This window comes from Marinobacter daqiaonensis, assembly GCF_900115285.1.
Lineage (GTDB): Bacteria > Pseudomonadota > Gammaproteobacteria > Pseudomonadales > Oleiphilaceae > Marinobacter > Marinobacter daqiaonensis.
This window is the reverse complement of sequence record NZ_FOYW01000001.1, coordinates 86029-101178: the sequence shown is the minus strand read 5'-3', so window position 1 is coordinate 101178 and position 15150 is coordinate 86029. Positions and strand designations below refer to the sequence as shown.

The 15150-nt window shown below is 61.2% G+C and carries 11 protein-coding genes; 7 read left to right on the top strand and 4 right to left on the bottom strand.

All coding sequences use genetic code 11. The annotated features are described in order from the left end of the window. Positions 1 to 13: 13 nt before the first annotated feature. A complete protein-coding gene (gene purU / locus BM346_RS00450) occupies positions 14 to 868 on the bottom strand; it encodes a formyltetrahydrofolate deformylase (RefSeq protein WP_092008360.1) in 855 nt (284 codons plus the stop codon). A 167-nt stretch (positions 869 to 1035) separates the two neighbouring features. Between purU and ggt the strand changes: the two genes are divergently transcribed. After that, entirely contained in the window at positions 1036 to 2763 is a 1728-nt protein-coding gene (ggt, locus tag BM346_RS00445; RefSeq protein WP_092008359.1) for a gamma-glutamyltransferase, read from the top strand. Here the strand turns inward: ggt and BM346_RS00440 are convergent. After that, complete coding sequence (locus tag BM346_RS00440; protein WP_092008358.1) at positions 2757 to 3194, bottom strand: acyl-CoA thioesterase; 438 nt, start codon at positions 3192 to 3194, stop codon at positions 2757 to 2759. The genes ggt and BM346_RS00440 overlap by 7 nt on opposite strands. A 164-nt stretch (positions 3195 to 3358) precedes the next feature. On the opposite strand from BM346_RS00440, the gene BM346_RS00435 reads away from it, so the two are divergent. After that, positions 3359 to 4030 carry a substrate-binding periplasmic protein gene (locus BM346_RS00435; RefSeq protein ID WP_167812664.1) on the top strand — a complete coding sequence of 224 codons (672 nt, stop codon included), beginning with the start codon at positions 3359 to 3361 and terminating at the stop codon, positions 4028 to 4030. Positions 4031 to 4130: 100 nt separating this feature from the next. On the opposite strand, the gene BM346_RS00430 is transcribed toward BM346_RS00435, so the two are convergent. Continuing rightward, on the bottom strand, positions 4131 to 7256 hold the full coding sequence (locus tag BM346_RS00430) for a YncE family protein (protein ID WP_092008356.1): 3126 nt from the start codon (positions 7254 to 7256) through the stop codon (positions 4131 to 4133). Between the two features lie 320 nt (positions 7257 to 7576). On the opposite strand from BM346_RS00430, the gene BM346_RS00425 reads away from it, so the two are divergent. Both BM346_RS00425 and BM346_RS00420 read left to right on the top strand, forming a co-directional pair. Then, positions 7577 to 8437: an AraC family transcriptional regulator gene (locus BM346_RS00425; RefSeq protein ID WP_167812665.1), complete on the top strand. Its 861-nt coding sequence runs from the start codon at positions 7577 to 7579 to the stop codon at positions 8435 to 8437. Between the two features lie 54 nt (positions 8438 to 8491). Next, entirely contained in the window at positions 8492 to 9280 is a 789-nt protein-coding gene (locus BM346_RS00420) for a universal stress protein (RefSeq protein WP_092008354.1), read from the top strand. 23 nt (positions 9281 to 9303) lie between these two features. Here BM346_RS00420 and BM346_RS00415 read toward each other — a convergent pair whose 3' ends face one another. Then, positions 9304 to 9645 carry a 4a-hydroxytetrahydrobiopterin dehydratase gene (locus tag BM346_RS00415; protein WP_092008353.1) on the bottom strand — a complete coding sequence of 114 codons (342 nt, stop codon included), beginning with the start codon at positions 9643 to 9645 and terminating at the stop codon, positions 9304 to 9306. A 128-nt stretch (positions 9646 to 9773) separates the two neighbouring features. Between BM346_RS00415 and imuA the strand changes: the two genes are divergently transcribed. Genes imuA through BM346_RS00400 form a run of 3 tightly spaced genes read left to right on the top strand, consistent with a single transcriptional unit; the run spans position 9774 to position 15034 of the window. Next, complete coding sequence (imuA, locus tag BM346_RS00410) at positions 9774 to 10466, top strand: translesion DNA synthesis-associated protein ImuA (RefSeq protein WP_092008352.1); 693 nt, start codon at positions 9774 to 9776, stop codon at positions 10464 to 10466. A gap of 8 nt (positions 10467 to 10474) precedes the next feature. Then, on the top strand, positions 10475 to 11896 hold the full coding sequence (locus BM346_RS00405; RefSeq protein ID WP_092008351.1) for a Y-family DNA polymerase: 1422 nt from the start codon (positions 10475 to 10477) through the stop codon (positions 11894 to 11896). Positions 11897 to 11902: 6 nt separating this feature from the next. Then, a complete protein-coding gene (locus BM346_RS00400) occupies positions 11903 to 15034 on the top strand; it encodes an error-prone DNA polymerase (protein ID WP_092008350.1) in 3132 nt (1043 codons plus the stop codon). The last annotated feature ends 116 nt before the right edge of the window (positions 15035 to 15150 follow it).

Genomic DNA, 15150 nt, shown 5'->3' with positions numbered 1-15150 from the left:
ACCCGGCACTGGCTCAGTCAAAAACCACCGTCTTGTTTTCGTGGGTAATGACCCGGTCCTCAACGTGGGCACGCAGCCCCCGGGCCAGGACATTCTTCTCCACGTCCTTGCCCAGACGCACCATATCCTCGATGGAATCACCGTGGCTGATACGGATCACGTCCTGCTCGATGATGGGCCCCTCGTCCAGGTCCTGGGTCACGTAGTGGCAGGTGGCGCCGATCAGCTTCACACCCCGGCTGTAGGCCTGGTGATAGGGCCGGGCGCCGGCGAAGGACGGCAGGAAGGAATGGTGGATATTGATCACCTTGCCGGCATACCGCTGACACAGCTCTCCAGGCAGAATCTGCATGTAACGGGCCAGCACGATCACGTCTGCCTCATAGGCCTCGAACAGGCCCTCGATCTCGGCAAACGCCTCGGCCTTGTTGTCCTTGCTGACGGGAATGTGGTGATAGGGAATCTCGTGCCATTCCACCATACGCCGCAGATCCTCGTGATTGGAAATCACCCCGGCGATGTCGACGTTCAGTTCACCGCTGTGCCACCGGTGCAGCAGGTCAGCCACGCAGTGGGACTCCTTGCTGCACATGAGCACCACCCGCTTGGGCTGGGCTGAATCCGCTACATGCCATGACATGTCGAACTCCCGGGCGATGGGTTCGAAGGCAATGCGAAACTGATCCAGGCCAAAGGGGATGGAGCTGGCCTTGATTTCATGCCGCATGAAGAACCAGCCGGCCTGGTTATCGGAATGATGGCTCGCCTCGGTTATCCAGCCATTATAGGTGGACAAGAAGTTACTGACCTTTGCGACAATTCCCACCCGGTCCGGGCAGGAAATCACCAGACGGTATGTGTGTTCCATGAACCTGTCCTTAGAAAGACTGGGAAAAACGGGGACCCGATGCCCCTATAAAAAAATGACCGGCTATCATAGCCTAAAGCGGCCCGGGAACGAAGGCACAGCCACAGGATTTCACCGGTTCCGGGCCGCTGTCGCACCGGATCCCATCCATCACAGGAGCCTGACTCATGCACACATCGCCCCGTCTTCTTCATAGGGTTGTTTTACTTCTTGTTTCCGCTTTTATCTGGAGTCATGCCCATGGCCAGGCCATTCTGGAGGGGGAACGTCATCATCCGGTGCCCGGCAGCCACGGCATGGTGGCCACCAGCCACCCCAAGGCCACGGAGGTGGCGCTGGATGTGTTGAAGAAGGGAGGCAATGCGGTGGACGCGGCGGTCACCGCCGGCTTTGCCCTGGCGGTGACCCAGCCGCGCTCCGGGAATATCGGTGGTGGTGGCTTCATGCTGTTTGCCCCGGGTGACGGCGGCCCGGTGCATGCCATCGACTACCGGGAAACCGCACCGGCGGCGGCAACCGAAACCATGTTCCAGGACGAGACCGGTAACGTGGTAACGAACCGCAGCCGCTTCACTCATCTTGCCGCCGGCGTACCCGGTACCGTGGCCGGTCTTGCCCTTGCCCTGGAGCGTTACGGCACCATCAGCCTGGAAACAGCCCTGGCGCCGGCCATCCAGCTGGCCAGGGAGGGCTTTGAGGTGCCGCACCGATTCACCGAAGGTCTGGAACAGGCACGGGAGCGCCTGACCATATGGCCAGCCACCCGGGCCACCTTCTACCGGGAGGATGGCAAGGCGCCCCAGCCCGGAGAGATCTTCCGACAGCCGGAGCTGGCTGCCACCCTGCAACGCATTGCCGACCACGGTGTTCAGGACTTCTACCGGGGTGAGACCGCCAGACTGATCGTCGAGGAAATGGAACGGGGTGGCGGCCTGATCACCATGGCGGACCTGGCCAGCTACGAGCCGGCCATCCGCGAGCCGGTCCGGGGCACTTACCGGGGACATGAGATCTTCTCCATGTCGCCTCCCAGCTCCGGGGGCACCCATATTGTCCAGATCCTCAACATACTCGAGGGCTACCCCATTGCCGACTACGGCCTCAACTCGGCGCAGACCATTCACCTGATGGCGGAAGCCATGAAACGGGCCTATGCGGATCGATCCGAGTACCTGGGCGATACCGATTTTGTCGACGTGCCATTGGCGGGGATTACCAGCAAAGCCTACGCCGACAAACTCCGGACGGACATTTCGATGGCGGAGCCGACGCCGGCCAAAGCCATCAGCCCCGGCAACCCGATACCCTATGAAAGCAACGAAACCACCCATTTCTCGATCGTCGATGCATGGGGCAATGCCGTATCAAACACGTACACCATCAATTTCAGCTACGGCTCGGGTATCACCGTGACCGGTGCCGGCTTCCTGCTGAACAACGAAATGGATGACTTCAGCGCCAAGCCCGGGGTGCCCAACGCCTACGGCCTGATTGGCGGCGACGCCAACCGCGTACAGCCGGGCAAGCGGATGCTCAGCTCCATGTCTCCCACCATTGTGCGGAAGGACGGCAGGAACTTTCTGGTAACAGGCAGCCCCGGGGGATCGCGGATTATCACCACCACCCTGCAGGTGATCATGAACGTGATCGACCATGGGCTGAACATTCAGTCCGCGGTGGCCGCTGCCCGCATCCATCACCAGTGGCTTCCGGATGAAATCCGCATTGAGCAGGGCATCAGCCCCGATACCATTGACCTGCTGCAGGCCATGGGCCACACCCTGAGCCCCGGCGCGGCCATGGGCGCCAGCCAGAGCATCCTGGTCGATGACGACGGCAGGCTCTGGGGTGCAGCCGATCCACGTCGCAGCACCTCCAGCGCGGTGGGTTACTGAACCAGCAGCTTTTCCAGAGCGGTGCGGATGCCCTGGGGCACCGGAACCGGGCGATCCGTTTCCCGGTCCACAAATACGTGAACGAACTTCCCCAGGGCGCAGGCTTCGTCCTCGCCCTGGCGGAAGATACCGATGTTGTAAATCACTGAGCTGTTGCCCAGCTTCTCAACCCGCAGCCCCGCCTCCACCCGCTCCGGGTAGGCAATGGGGCTGAAGTAGTCGCAGGAGGAACTGACCACGTAGGCGATGTTGTCGCCCCTGTGGATATCCAGTCCGCCCTCTTCGATCAGGTACCGGTTAACACTTGAGTCAAACCAGGCGTAATAGGTGACATTGTTCACGTGGCCGTACAGGTCGTTGTCGGCCCAGCGAGTGGTGATCTCGTCAAACACGGGGAAAGATGCGCGATTCCGGTTTGCGTCGTTGGTCATGGGTCACAGTTCCAAGAAGGGTTTACAGGGGAAATGAACATCGCCATCCTAAAAGTTGATTTTATCAATTTTGATGTTGAGATATGAACTCTATGCGCTCCGTCTCAATCTCTGCCGTAATAATGGCTGTCGTCGCTTGTTCGTTCCTGATCTCGAGTTCCGTTTTGGCCGATAAACGTCCCGAGATTCGTGCGGCCTACGTCGAATTCCCACCACTGTCCTATACAGACAACTCCGGAGAGGCCGCAGGGGAGATCGTAGGCCTGGCGAAACGCCTCGCCGAGCATGCCGGCTACGATATCACATGGCAGGAGCTGCCTGTTGGCCGTGCCTATCTTTATCTGGAGCATGGCATCATAGACTTGTGGCTTGGCTCGGCCGGCGTTCCAAAACTCGCGCCGTTCACCCTGGAAGCTGCTTTTCAGCCGGGAAACATCCGGCTGAATGCCTACTATCGGGAAGATACCCCGCCTGTCGACAGCATTCCGGATCTGCAGGGGAAAAGCCTGATCCTGATTCGCGGCTATACATACTGGCAGCTTCTGGATCGCTTCAGGGAGGACCCCAATACCGCCATAACGATTGCCCCCAGCCATCGCTCTGCAATTCGTATGCTGGCGGTTAAGCGCGGTGATTATCTGATCAACTTTCAGTCACCGATGGACAATATTCTCAGCCAGTCTCCCTCTCCGGACCTGCAGTACAGCAACCTCCTCGAACGGCCAATGGCTTTCGTTTTCTCCCGCGAGGCCCCTGACACCGACCAGATGGTCAACGCACTGAACAGGGCCTGGACTGAGCTGGAGAGCAAAGGTCTCCTGAGGGTACCTGACTGATCCCCGCTCTCAGCCTCACCTGCCCCATACGAAAAGCCCCGGCGCAATGGCCGGGGCTTTTTCATCAGGCGTCAGCCTTACTGCAGGTTACACCTCTGACTCAGTTTCCTGCCGCCATGCGAACACCACTACCTGGAGGCGTGCAAGTGAACGTCACGGTGCTGTCCTCGCCAGTCACCTGATCCAGCAGCTGGCTGCGGGTCAGCGAAGGCGTGGCCCGGTCACCAGGTACGAACTTTTCGTTGGCGTTAAAGACCCAGCGCTTGCTCTGGCCACCCAGGACCGCGGTTGCCACCAGGTCGCATTCCGGACGCGGGTTGGTCACGAGGGCCCGCTCAACCAGCAGCTCCAGGCGTGCCTGAACGTCGGTGCGACTGCGGTTGTCCGGGTTGATGGTGACCTGCTGGCCGACAATCGGGTTCATTTCGGAGGGGAACGCCAGGGACAGCTGCTCCACCAGCAGGCGACGCCGTTCGCCCAGCAACAGGAACACCGGTGCGCTCAGGAAGTTGTCCACGGAGCCGGAAGCACCCTGGTTGTCAAACCCGAAGCCACGGATCTGTGGCCCCATCTCCGGACGGCCGGCGCCGTTCTTGGTGAACATGCCCACCTTCTGGTACATGTTGCGCAGGTGTGGAATCTTCATGTCCTCGTCCACATCCCCACCCTCAGCCGACATGGTGCCATCGGTACCGAACATACCGCGATCCGGATCCAGCACGTGACAGCCATTGCAGTTGGTCACGAAGTCGGAGTTCACCGTGTTGTAGATTTCCATCGCCTCCTGCAGTTGGGGGCTCAGGCTGTTGTCCAGGGCCGCAATCGGGTTGGGCGGGTAGGTCAGCTCCAGGGCGAATTCGGCGAAGCTGGTCATCTCGGCTTCCGTCAGCTCCGAATCACGACGCAGCAGGCCGCGGAAAGCCTCGTTGAACTCCTTGAAGGCCGCCATTTCCAGGGTTTCGCCGCGAGCACGGTTTTCACCGGTGCGATCCCCCCGCCAGTGCATCGGGCCATTGCCTTTCAGACCGCGCAGGCTCTGGGTGGCCATGGGCCCCTTCATGGCATGGAAAGTCAGGTTACGGCCGAAGGCGGGAACATTCTCGTTGTACTGGTTCGGGTTATCCTCGGATGCGATGTCCGGATTACCCAGGTCCCAGGACAGATGGTCCATGTCGCCGAAGGTATGACAGCCGGCGCATGAGGAATCACCACGACTGGAGGTGTAGGTGGCGTCGTAGAGGAAACGACGGCCTTCCACCACCTTCTGTGGCTCAGGGTTGTGCATGGTCACATGAGCCAGCTCGTTCATGGTGCCATCCACGTCCACAACCGATACTCCGTTGTCGAAACGCGTGGTCACGAAGGCCCGGCCACGGGCTTCGTCGAGGACCACGCCGGTGGCACCGCCGCCGCCGACCACCAGCTGGTCGTTGGTGTCGGGCTGGAAGCTGTCGCTCTCCAGGGCGCCGGTGTCGTAACGTACCAGCTTGTTGGCACCCATGGAGGCCATGAACAGTTTCTCGCCGTCAGACGATACCGCCATTTGCAGCGGAATGGCTACCGCCCGCTGGCGCTCACTGGCCGTGCCCAGGCGGGTGCTATAGTCGATGTGCTTATTCAGATGGCGGGGCTGGGCACTGGTGCCGTCCACCACGGTGATACGGCTTTGCACGAAGTTGCCGTTCACGGTGGTGGAGTTCAGGCCGGGACCTTCAAAGCGGGTCAGGTTGTTGGCTTCCTGATTGGAAACATACACCTTTCCACTGCGGGGGTTGACCGCCAGGTTGAACAGTGTGGTGCCAACCCCCGTGGTGCGGGATGTAACCCGCGGCACGGAACCGGACGCGTCAATTTCGAATACGTCGTTATCCGGCAGCTCCAGCTTGACCAGATCATTCCAGGTTCTGGCTGATTCACCGCGAACGGGATCACCGTTGTCCACCCAGTTACGACCGTCGAACTTGACGATCAACCCGGTACGCGGCTGATCGGTTCCATCCGCTGCCCGCTGCGGCCCCGGCTTGTCGAGGCCGCCGTCGGGGATTTCCTCGTCCAGTACCGTGGTCCGGTTACCGGAGTTGAAGACCGCGGTGTAGACCTTGCTGCCATCGGGGCTACGGGCCAGACCACGAAGCGTGTCGCCAAACATGTTAAGAATAGTGACGGGCTCACCCCCCAGCTGGAAACCGGGGTTATTGGTATCAAACACCCAGACATCGGCACGACCGATACCCGGCGTGGTCAACCGGGGGTCAAAGGGGACGTTCTGCCCACGGTGGGCCGCCGTAATGAAGGCCCACTTGTCGCCCGCGCCCGCGAATACGATATCCCGTGGCTCATCGCCCACCAGCAGGGTATTGCTGACACGCGCCGGAGAACCGGAAACATCCACGATACTGACGCTGTCGGAGAGGTGGTTCACCACCCACAATTCGCCGTCGTCACGCAGGGCGACGGATACCGGCTCCATCCCCACGGGGATGGTTTCCACTGCAGTGGGAGTGTTCCCGGAAACGTCAAAGACCTGGACGGTGTTGTCCGGCGTATTCACGACATAGAGGCGATTGCCGTCAGAGGACAACGCCATGGGCCGGACATGACCGGACTCGAAGGTGACGAAGTCGCCCGCCTCTGGCATCGGCTCGTCGTCTCCACCGGGATGATCCGGGGTGTCCGGATCGTCGGGATTATCCGGATTTTCGGGGTTGTCCGGATTGGCGCCCGAGCCCTCCAGAAGAATGCTGCCCAGCTCCGCGCTTTCAAAGAAACTGGACGCATTGATGGCGAACTGAAGGTAGATCTGTCCCTCACCGGAGACCACATTGCCCAGATCGACGGTCACTGTCCCGGAACCGCTGTTGACGGTCTGGACGGCCTGAAAAGTGCTGCCGTTGGTGGACACGGAAGCAGTCAGTGCCTCGCCATTATCGAACCGCGAGATGTCACGGTAGAAGGACAGGGTCAGATCACGGGCGCCATCGATGGCAATCGGGCCGGTGCGAACGCCGGTTGCAGTGGAACCGCCCCCGCGCATGCTGATGGAGCCGGAGCCTGAATAGACCCGCCCCCGGGAATCGAAGGCACCCAGCCCGCTGGTGAAATTCTCCTCGAACAGAACCGCGGCTGGAGCATTGGCGGCGGCCAGCGCCAGAGCCAGGCCCGATATGCAGAAACCGCAGGCCGAGGCCCGTCCCCTGAGAAACGGTCGTCTTGTTTTATTATCCATTGGAACTCTCCATTGAACTCTCCCTGAAAGACTGCACAGAACTCCGTGTGCGGCCCTCTTTGCGTTAAGCATTGTCCATACTGCCCCGGGGCGTCTGATAGCCGCCCTGACTGGAACCCTCAGGATACTCGCCGCGCGGCACCCGGCATTTGTGCGGAATGATAATTCAGCGCCATCTGAGTATCTGGTCACGGGGGCATGACCTCACTTCCACCGAATAAGGGGTAGGATAAGCGTATGGCTGACAGGCGCTCTGGATGGATGCGGGACGGTCGGCTCCAGAGGCTTTTGGCTGCGATCCAACCCAGGGAGGGATGCCCATGCAACGATTGGCCAATCAACTGCCGGCACACCTGTATCTTTGGGACAACCGGGTTCTTTATGCCGGGCCGGCCCTGGATGCCCGATACCGGTGCTATGGCAGTGCGACCCTGCTGATCGCCCCCGAGGGTGAACTCAGGCTCCACCGCCAGCTCCACGCAGACGAGTCCCTGATATGCCGTTGCTGCGTCGTCCGTCCGGGCGCGCCGGTCTTCCTGGCCAGTGGCGGCCCGTCGCTGCTGGCATTGTTCCTGGACCCGTTTCTCCATGACCTGAGGGCGCTGGCGGACTCCGCCCGCCAGGAAACACGGGGCATTCTCTGGTCCCTTGACGGCGAACACCAGATGATCGCCTTCGCTCGCCAGGTGCTTGCCCGACACCCCGCTTGCCGGGTTGTGCAGAGCGAGCTGGCCGGCCTTGGCCTGCCCGACAGGGCCCGTCTGGATCCTGAGAAGGTGGATGCCCGTGTGGTCCGCGCCGTTGGCATGATTCGCAGCGCCCGGACCCGGAACATCACCACGGAGGACCTGGCGGCGGAGGTCAATCTTTCCGTCCCCCGGGTTATCCAGCTGTTCCGCCAGTATCTTGGAGTTTCAGCGGGCAAATACCGGCAGTGGCACCGGCTTCATGCCACCACTCTGGCCATTGCCAGGGGCCATACCTTCACCCAGGCGTCGGTGGCGTCCGGCTTTTCCGATCTCGCCCACTTCTCCAACACCTTCCACAGCATGATGGGCATCATGCCCTCCCGCCTGTTACGCTCGGGCGGTGGTGTGCATTTCCATATTGACCGCGAGCTGGCCAGTCACGGATTCAGCAGCTTGTCGGGAATCAATAGCGCAACTTCGCCAATGTGCTAGTTTTCTCTGTATGTAACAACCACTGTGCGAACCGCCAAAAAGGAGCGTAACCATATGCTGAGCCATATGATTCTGAGCGTGGATTATTCAGATGGCTGGGAACAGGCAGTCAAGCAGTTGCCCGCTCTGCTTATTCGACTCCAGGTCAGAAAACTGACCCTGACCTATGTCATAGAAACCCACAGGCGTCGCCATGTGGAAGACAGTGACGAAGCCGTTGAAAGAAAACTGAAGGACATGGCCCGGCAGCTGGCCGAAGAATGGGAAGTAGAGACAGACTTCGAGCTTCGCCATGGCTTTGTGGCCTCGCGGATCGTTGAGCTGGCACGTCATCATGAGGCGGACGGAATTATCTGCTGTAACACCCACCATTCCGCAGGCCGGGAACTGTTCATGGGCAACAACGCCATGAACCTGGCCCGTATGACCAGGCTGCCGTTGCTGGTATTGCCGGTGGATGGCCGGCCTTCCTTTACCCAGTCACCGGTCTATCTGGCCACCGATGGCTCTGACTGCGCCGAGCGGGCATCCGCCCTCTTCCACAAGCTGGTTGAAGATGGCACCGAGGGCCGGGTGATCTGGGTTCGCCCGGAAGATGCGCCCAGTGAAGCCGACAAGGTGGATGAGATGGTGCACACCATAGCCAATCGGAAGGTCAACGTGCATGCGACCATTCCCAGGGGCAGACCCGCGCAGGAGCTGCTGCACCTGATTCAGGAGGGCCAGCCCGCACTGACTCTGATCGGCAAGCGGGGCACCACTCCCATTACGGAAATCGCCCTGGGCCACACCGCTGAAACCGTGGTTCGGGAAAGCCACCAGCCGGTACTGCTAATGCCCTGAACCAGGGGTCCCGTCTGGCCGATTCAGCTGTTGTACAAGGCGTCGGTGCGGGCCGCCATGATGAAATCGTTACGGTGCAGGCCATGGATCTTGTGGGTCCACCACCGCACCGTAGCCTTCCCGAATTCCAGCAAAATGGCCGGGTGGTGGCCCTCTTCCTCGGCCAGATCCGCCACCCGATTGGTAAAAACAAGAGCCTCGACGAAGTTCCGGAAGCGGAACACACGCTGTAACTGTTTTATCCCCGCCTCATCGACAATATCCCAGTCCGGCAGCTGCATCATGAAAATATCCTGCTCTTCCGCCGCCACTGCCGGTGCTCCTGAACGGCAGGCCTCACAGGATTGCTGAGCAAGTGGGGTCATGATTTCCTCCCTGTCTGGTGTCCTCCGCTTTCAGTGTAGACGGGGCCTTCTGGAATGAGTCAATAAAGTCGGTTGAAATCCGGCGCCGTTCCAAATACTGTATATATAAACAGTATCAGGACCGGACCATGAGTGATCTGCTGAATTCCCTGCTCAGGGAAGCCCGTCTCTGGCAGGGCCATCGACAACACGCCATCAGCCATTCCCCGGAACCCACGGGGTTCCCGATGCTGGACGGGCAACTGGGCGGCCTTGGCTGGCCCCGGGGCGCTCTGAGCGAATGCCTGCTGGAGGCCGCCGGCATTGGCGAGTTGCAACTGGTGCTACCACTGGTAAGGCGGCTGACCCATACCCAGCGTACGGTCTTCTGGGTCAACCCCCCTTTCATTCCCTACGCCCCGGCCCTGGCCCGGGAAGGTGTCAATCTGGATCAACTGGTGGTGATTGAAACCGAATCTCCCCAGGATACGCTCTGGACCCTGGAGAACTGCCTGCGTTCGCCTGTCACCGGCCTGGTCATGGCCTGGCCGGAGCGGCTGGCAAGCCGGGATATTCGACGACTGCAACTGGCGGCCGAAGCCGGCCAGAGTACCTGCATACTGTTCCGGCACCGGCACGAGGCCAACCAGAGTTCCCCGGCGGCCCTGCGTCTGGAACTGGTGCCCGGGAGCGATCTGTCCATTCAGGTGAACATCCTCAAACGCCGTGGCGGCTGGCCCGGACAGAACTGCATTCTGCCCATGGAAACCCGGGCCGGTCAGGCCGGTGGGGACCCCTCTGCCCGCATCCTCCAGGGCCCCTGGCCTGATCCCCGGTCCTAGGACTCATCATGCTCTGGCTGTACCTGCATTTTCACCACCTGCTGCTGGATCATATCGCCCGTTCCCGGGAGGACCAGGCGCCCCTTGCCATCATTTCCGAGCCTTCCCGCCGGGTACTGCAGGCCTGCCCCCGGGCCATGCATCAGGGAATCAGGCCCGGAATCCCCCTGAAGACAGCCCTTAACCTGGCCCCGGAACTGGTCATGGTGCAGGCGGACGACGAGCAGCAAAAACGCATTCTGGAGCAGCAGGCCCAGTGGCTCTACCGTTACATGGATCGTATTACCCTGTACCCCCCGGATGGCCTTCTGGCGGAAGCCGGCAGTCTGCGGCGGCTTTACGGCGGCCTGCCGCAGCTGCGGGAACAGCTTACCCGGGCGCTGGAGGAACGGTGCCTGAACACCACCATCACCACCGGATCAACACCCATGGCCGCACGATTACTGGCCAGGGCCGGCATGCCGATTTTTACCGGAGAACAGCAGTTATTGAAGGAACACCTGGAGCAGCTACCCCTGGAGCACGCCGGCTTCGAACCGGCAACCGTTCAGCGGCTGGTCCGCCTGGGGTTAAGCCGGTTAGGCGAAGTCGCTGCCCTGCCTGCGGCTGAACTGGCACGGCGGCTGGCACCGGAAACCCTGGTGCACCTCCAGAAGGTGCAGGGACAGCGACCGGATCCCCAGTCCTGCTGGCAGCCACCCCGCCACTTTCACCAGCAGGCGGATTTCGGCCTGGCCGTGGAAAAAACCCAGGGATTGCTGTTTGCGCTACGGCGGATACTGGTGGAGCTGGAAAACGACCTGCTCCACCGGCAGCAGGACACCGACAGTCTGGTGCTGATCCTCCGTCACCACCAGCAGGCTCCCACCCGTATGCGGATACGTACCACCGGGCCGGAACATCGGGCGGAAGCGTTTCTGAACCTGCTGCGGATAAGACTTGAACAACAGCCTCTGGTTGCTCCGGTGGAATCCCTTGAACTGACGGTCACCCGCTTTCTGGAACGGCATACGCCAGCCGATGGTGACCTTCTGGGCGACGGTGTCGATCAGGAGGAAGCCTGGCACACCCTGGTCAGCCGATTGCAGGCCCGTCTGGGCGAGCAGACCATCAGGCATCTGGCCCCGGCAGCGGACCACCGGCCCGAGCGTGCCTGGAATGCCCGGGAAATCCGGGACCGCTCCCGGAGCACCAGGGAAGCCGACGTGGAACACCTGCCGCTGAGGCCCCTGTGGCTGATGCGTCAACCACAACCACTGAGAGTGGTACCGGATACCTGGTTTGCCGGCCCGGAGCGGATCAGCGGCGGCTGGTGGGACGGAGAAAAGGTTCTGCGGGACTATTACATTGCCCGGCTGCCCGAAGGCCAGCTGGCCTGGGTGTACCGTGACTGCCACGATGGCTGGTTTGTCCACGGCTGGTTCGGATAGTCCTCCATGAGCTATGCCGAGCTGCACTGTTTCAGCAATTTCACCTTTCTCACCGGTGCCTCACATCCCCATGAGCTGGCGGAGCAGGCCATGGCTCTGGGCTACCGGGCGCTCGCCATTACCGATGCCTGCTCCGTGGCCGGCATTCCCCGTGCCTGGCAGGCACTGAAGGACAGCCCCGTTGCATTGATTACCGGCAGCTTTTTTGAACTGGAAGCCGATCCGGCAACCCGTGCTGTGCCTTCCGTGCCGACGCGAATCATATTGCTGGCCCGGACGCTCACAGGCTACGGCCAAGTCTGCCAGCTCATAACCACCGGGCGCCGGCGGGCCCCCAAGGGCAGCTACCAGCTGTTCATGGAAGACCTGGAAACACACCAGCTGGATGATTGCCTTTGTCTCTGGCTGCCGCCAGCCGTGGAGCAGTCGGACTTCACCGGGGCCCTGTCCCGGGGCGAGTGGTTGCTGCGGCGGTTCGACGGACGCTTATGGCTGGCCGCCAGCCGGTCCCTGGAGTCTGACGAGGAGCAACGACTCCACCGGATACGGGCCCTGGCGGCCCAGCTGGTATGCCCGATAGTGGCCACTGGTGATGTCCACATGCACAGCCGCCAGAGGCAGCCGCTGCAGGACGTGCTCACCACCATCCGTCACCGGACCACACTGGACGCCGCTGGTCACCATCTTTTCCAGAACGGAGAGCGCTACCTGAGACCGTTACCCGTGCTGGAACGTCTGTTTCCCGAGACATGGCGTCGGGAAACCCTGGTGATTGCCAGCCAGTGCAGCTTCCGCCCGGGGGAACTTCGCTACGAATACCCCGCCGACCTGCTACCCCCCGGCAAGACACCGGCCGGATGGCTGCTGGAGCTGACCCGGGAAGGTGAGCAGCAACGCTTCCCGGCAGGCACGCCCCTGCCCGTCCAGGCACTCATACGCAAGGAGCTGGCCCTGATCAGCGAGATGCGCTATGAACATTATTTTCTCACCCTCTACGACATTGTCCGCTTTGCCCGGGAGCAGGGAATCCTCTGCCAGGGCCGGGGTTCTGCCGCCAACTCCGCCGTCTGCTACTGTCTGGGCATTACCGAAGTGGATCCACGCCAGGTGGAACTGCTGTTTGAGCGTTTTATCTCCAAGGACCGCAATGAACCACCGGACATCGACGTGGACTTTGAACACGAGCGCCGCGAGGAAGTCATCCAGTACATCTACCAGCGCTATGGCCGTGAGCGGGCCGCCCTGGCGGCTACCGTGATCCGCTATCGTCCCCGCAGCGCCATCCGGGACGTGGGCAAGGCCCTGGGGTTTGACCCGAACCTGGTGGAGCAATTGCTCAATGGCATCGACTGGCGTGACCGGGAGACGGACTGGCGCAATCAGATTCTCGACAAGGGCCTGACCAGGCATCCCCGGGTTGCCAACCAGTTCTTCACCCTGGTCAACATGCTGCTGGGCTTTCCACGGCACCTGTCCCAGCATGTGGGAGGCTTTGTCATCAGCTCGGGACCTCTGTCCAGGCTGGTGCCCACGGAAAATGCCGCCATGGAAGACCGCACCGTGATTCAGTGGGACAAGGAAGACCTGGAAAGCCTCGGTCTGATGAAAGTGGATGTGCTGGCCCTGGGCATGCTGACCGCCATCCGCAAGGCCCTGGCCCTGATCAGCGACCGGAAAGGACAGCCATTCACCATGCAGGACGTTCCCCGTGAAGACAAAGCCACCTATGCCATGCTTCAGAAGGGAGACAGTGTCGGCGTCTTCCAGGTGGAATCCCGGGCCCAGATCAACATGCTGCCCCGTCTCAAGCCTGAGAAGTACTACGACCTGGTGATCGAGGTGGCCATTGTCCGCCCCGGACCCATCCAGGGGGACATGGTGCATCCCTACCTGCGACGCAAGCATGGTCTGGAAGAGGTTACCTACCCGAACGAGGAGGTCCGTGGTGTTCTGGAACGGACCCTGGGTGTGCCCATTTTCCAGGAGCAGGTGATCAAGCTGGCCATGGTCGCCGCCGGCTTCTCCGCCGGCGAGGCCGATCAGTTACGCCGGGCCATGGCCGCATGGAAGTCCCATGGGGACCTGACTCCGTTCCGGGACAAGCTGATCAGCGGTATGCTCGAGCGTGGCCACGATGAGGATTTTGCCGAGCGCCTCTATCAGCAGATCTGCGGTTTCGGCGGCTATGGCTTCCCGGAATCCCACGCCGCCAGCTTCGCCCTGCTGGTGTATGTATCCGCCTGGATCAAACGACACCACCCGGCCGCTTTTTTCTGCGCCTTGCTCAACAGCCAGCCCATGGGCTTCTACTCGCCATCCCAGCTGGTTCAGGACGCCAGGCGCCATGGTGTCATGCTGCTGCCCGCCGATGTGAATCACAGTCACTGGGACTACACACTGGAGGGACCCGAGCAATGCCTTCGGGTTGGCCTGCGGCAGATCCGGGGCCTGAGCCAGAGGAGTGCCGAGGTGTTGTGTCAGCAAAGGCCTTCCACCGGCTACCGCAGCGTTCAGGAACTTCGGCAGCGCACAGCCCTGCCCCAGAGGGATCTCGAACTGCTGGCCGGCGGCAACGCCCTGGAGGCCGTCAGCGGTCATCGACATCAGAGTTACTGGCAGCTGCTGGGTCATGAGTCGGAGGCTGCTCTCTGGGTATCCGAGAACCGCGAAGACCAGGATTATGGTGCGGACGACAGCACAGTCAGACTGCCGGCCCCATCTGAAGGTCAGAATATCCTGGCGGACTATGCCAGCCAGGGGCTGAGTCTGCAGAGACACCCCATGGCCCTGTTACGGGAGCAGGGTCATTTGCGCCACTGCCTCAATGCCCGGCAGCTCAGGACCACGGAGTCCAATCGTCCGGTTCAGGTAGCGGGCCTGGTCACCGGCCGTCAGCGCCCCGGAACCGCTTCCGGTGTTACCTTCGTCACCCTGGAAGACGAGTTCGGCAACATCAATGTGGTGGTCTGGCTCAACACCGCCCGGCAGCAACGCAAGCCTTTGCTGACTTCCCGTTTACTGCATGTAAAAGGCATTGTGGAACGGGAGGGGGATATTGTGCATGTCATGGCGGGTAAATTGACGGACCTCAGCCACCTTATTCAGACCCTGCCTGTAGCTTCTCGGGATTTTCAGTAGTTTCTTGGCTAACCGATGTTGTTATTCTAGCTTGCGGAGTTTGGTTGGTTATTGTCCGACGTAGCCTGCGGGGCTTGGTGCAGGACCACCCGCACCACCGGACCAGCCCCCGTGCG